The organism is Azospirillum sp. TSH64 (assembly GCF_003116035.1).
GTDB lineage: Bacteria > Pseudomonadota > Alphaproteobacteria > Azospirillales > Azospirillaceae > Azospirillum.
On record NZ_LGQW01000015.1, the window covers coordinates 4,595,845 to 4,599,337 of the forward strand.

General features: G+C 70.5%; 1 protein-coding gene. It reads right to left on the minus strand.

From position 1 onward, the window contains the following. Positions 1 to 3,493 (minus strand): non-ribosomal peptide synthetase (locus TSH64_RS22200; RefSeq protein ID WP_199237637.1); only part of this gene is annotated, 3,493 nt, incomplete at both ends.

Genomic DNA, 3,493 nt, shown 5'->3' on the forward strand with positions numbered 1-3,493 from the left:
GCCCGCAGACGCTGCCCTGCTCGGCGGCCGGAGCGCCGGCGTCGCTGCGGGCGGCGCGGGCGAGCGCCTCCAGGGTCTGGTGCTCGAAGACGTCGCGCGGGGTGAAGGCGAGGCCGTGGCGGCGGGCGCGGCTGACCAGCTGGATGGAGAGGATGGAGTCCCCGCCCAGCTCGAAGAAGTTGTCGGTGACGCCGACGCTCTCCAGCCGCAGCAGCTCGCACCACAGCGCCGCCAGGGCGCGCTCGGCCGCGCTGCGCGGCTGAACCTGGACCGACGACGCCGCCACCTCCGGCTCGGGCAGGGCCTTGCGGTCCAGCTTGCCGTTGGGCATCAGCGGCAAACGCTCCAGCACCACGAGGTGCGTTGGCACCATGTAGTCCGGCAACGCCGCCTTCAGCCCGGCGCGCAGTCCCTCGACAAAGCCGTCACCGGTAACCTCATCGCCGGCGGGCACGACATAGCCGACCAAGCGCTTGCCGGAGCTGCCGTCGCGGGCGACCACCGCCGCCTCGCGCACGCCCTGCTGCGCCCGCAGCCGCGCCTCCACCTCGCCAAGCTCGATGCGGAAGCCGCGGATCTTCACCTGATGGTCGATCCGCCCGACATACTCGATCACCCCGTCCTCGCGCTGGCGCACAAGGTCGCCCGTCCGGTAGAGCCGCCCGCCGCCGCTGGAGAACGGATCGGCGACGAAGCGCTCCGCCGTCAGCCCGGGGCGGTTCAGGTAGCCCCGCGCCAACCCCGCGCCGCCAAGATAAAGCTCGCCGACCACGCCAAGCGGTACCGGGTTCAGGTCGCCGTCCAGAACATAGCCGCAGGTCCCATCGATGGGACGGCCGATGTTGGCGCGGCCCCCCGCCTCGCGACGGGTCACTGTCGAATAGGTCGTGTCCTCCGACGGGCCGTAGAGGTCGTAGACGTCGGCGATACCGGCGGCATAGAGGTCGTCCACCAGCGATTGAGCCAACGGCTCGCCCGCCAGATTGACGGTCCGCACACCGGGCGGAATACCGCTGGAACGCAGGAGGCCGGCAATAGCCGACGGCACCGTGTTGATCAGGCGCACGCGGTCGCGGGCCGGGAGGTCGGGCAAGGCCAGGGCATTGTCGGCCATCACCACATGGCCGCCGGCACTCAGCGTGACGAAGAATTCCCAGACCGAAAGGTCGAAACAGACGGAGGTCGAGGCCAGGACCCCCTGCAACTGCTCCGGCCGGTAAAGCCGCAATGCCCAGTCGATGAGGGCCGAGGCGTTGCGATGCTCAATCACCACACCCTTCGGCCGCCCGGTCGAGCCGGAGGTGTAGATGACATAGGCGGCATCCTCCGCCCTGTTGACCGGCAGCGGATCGTCCGCCGGGCCGTTCTCCAGACCGAGCGCCGGATCGTCGAGCGCCAGCACCCGCAGGCCCCCGCCCGTCGGAAAACGGGGCAGCAGGCTGCGTTGCGTCACGACCAGTGCCGCTTGGCTGTCGGCCAGCATGTAGGCGACACGGTCGGCGGGATAGTCGGGGTCGAGCGGAACATAGGCGCCGCCCGCCTTCAGGATCGCCAGAAGACCGGTCGGCAGAACCTCCGTCCGCTCCAGCATGACGGCGACCGGGACACCGGGCGCGACGCCGAGCGCGCGCAGCCGATGGGCCAACCGGTTGGCCTGCCGGTTGAGATCGCCATAGCTCACGCTGCGCGTGCCGGCGATGACCGCGGTGGCATCCGGACTGCGGGCGGCCTGCACCTCGAACAGACGCGGCAAGGGCGTCGCGTCCATCGGCTCCGGTTGGTTCCAGGCGCCGAAAATGCGGTCGCGGTCGGCCTCGTCCAGCACGGAGAAGGCACCGAGCGGCCGGTTCGGGGCTTCGGCCATCGCCAGCAGAAGACGGTTCAGATGGCCGGCGAGGCGCGCCACCGCCGCCCCCGTCAGATGGGCGCGGTCGTAGCGGTGATGCAATTCGAGCCGGTCGCCGGGCATGATCGCGATGGTCAGCGGATAGCTGGTCCGCTCATAACCGATCACCGGCGAGAAGCGCAGTCCGCCGGGGCTTCGCTGACGCAACGCTTCGGCGACCGGATAGCTCTCGAACACCAGCAGGCTGTCGAACAGGGCACCGCCGGCATCGCCCGATGCGGTCTGGCCCGACCAGTGCTGAATGTCGGCGAGCGGCGTATGCTCATGCTCACGCAGGTCGAGGTTGCGGCTTTGGACGGTGCGGAGCCAGTCCGCCACCGGCATCGCGGGATGGGGTGTCAGGATCACCGGCAGCGTGTTGATGAACAGGCCGAGCCGGTGCTCCACCCCCGGCAGATCCGCCGGGCGGCCGGACACGGTGGTGCCGAAGGCGACGGTGTCCTGGCCGCCATGCTGCCGCAGCAGGACGGCCCAGGCCGCCTGCATCAGCGTGTTCAGCGTGACGTCGCAGCGACGGGCGAGGTCGGTGAGGCGACGGGTTTCCTCCACGGTGAAGACGCAGCGATGCTCGCCCTGCCCGTCCCGCTCAGACATGGGTTCCGCCTGCGGGCCGGACGGCAACAGCGAGACGATCCTGGTCGGCTGTTGGAGTTCGGCGGTGCGGTTGCGCCAGAAGGCCTCGGACGCCGCCCTGTCGCGCCCTTGCAGCCAGGCCACATGGTCGCGGAAGCGACCGCCGTCCGCCGCCGGCACGACGCCGGCATAGCGTTGCAGCACTTCGCCCAGAAGCTGCGAGCTGCTCCAGCCGTCCAGCAGGATGTGGTGGCTGGTCAGGATCACATGATGGCGCTCCCCGCCCGTGCGCACCACCGCCAGCCGCAGCAGAGGCGGTGCCGCAAGGTCGAAGCCGGCCTGCCGCTCCGCCGCCGCAAGCCCGTCCAGCCGCGCCGTCGGGTCCGCATCGCCGTGCCAATCCTCCAGCCGCAGCGGCACCGCGACCTTGCGCCGGATCGCCTGCAACGGCTGCTCCAGGCCGTCCCACAGGAAGCCCGCCCGCAGGCTGTCATGCGCGTCGACCGCCCCCTGCCATGCCGCATGGAAGCGCGCCACGTCCAGCCCCTCCACATCCACCCGCATCTGGTTGATGTAGGCGTCGCCACCCGGCTCGTAGAGCGCATGGAACAGCATGCCCTGCTGCATCGGCGTCAGCGGGTAGAGGTCCTCCACCTCGCGCGCCGGCAGCGGCAGCGCGTCCAGCTGCCCCTGGGTCAGCCCGGCCAGCGGAACGTCCGACGGCGTCACACCGCCGGCCGAGGACTCGCAATGCGCGACCAGCGCCCGAAGCTCCTCCCCATAGGCTGCGGCCAGCTCTTCCACAACCGGGACCGCCAGGACGGAGCGGCTGTAGCTCCAGTCGAACACCAGTTCCCCGTCATAGACCTGACCGTTCAGCGTCAGCCAGTTGCCCAAAGGCGCATCGGCGCCCTGGCTGCTGCCCGCCGGCTCGTCGGCCGGCACGAAGCGGGCGGTGTCGTCGAAGCTGCCGTCGAACTGGCCCAGATAGTTGAAGGTCACCCGCGCCTCGGG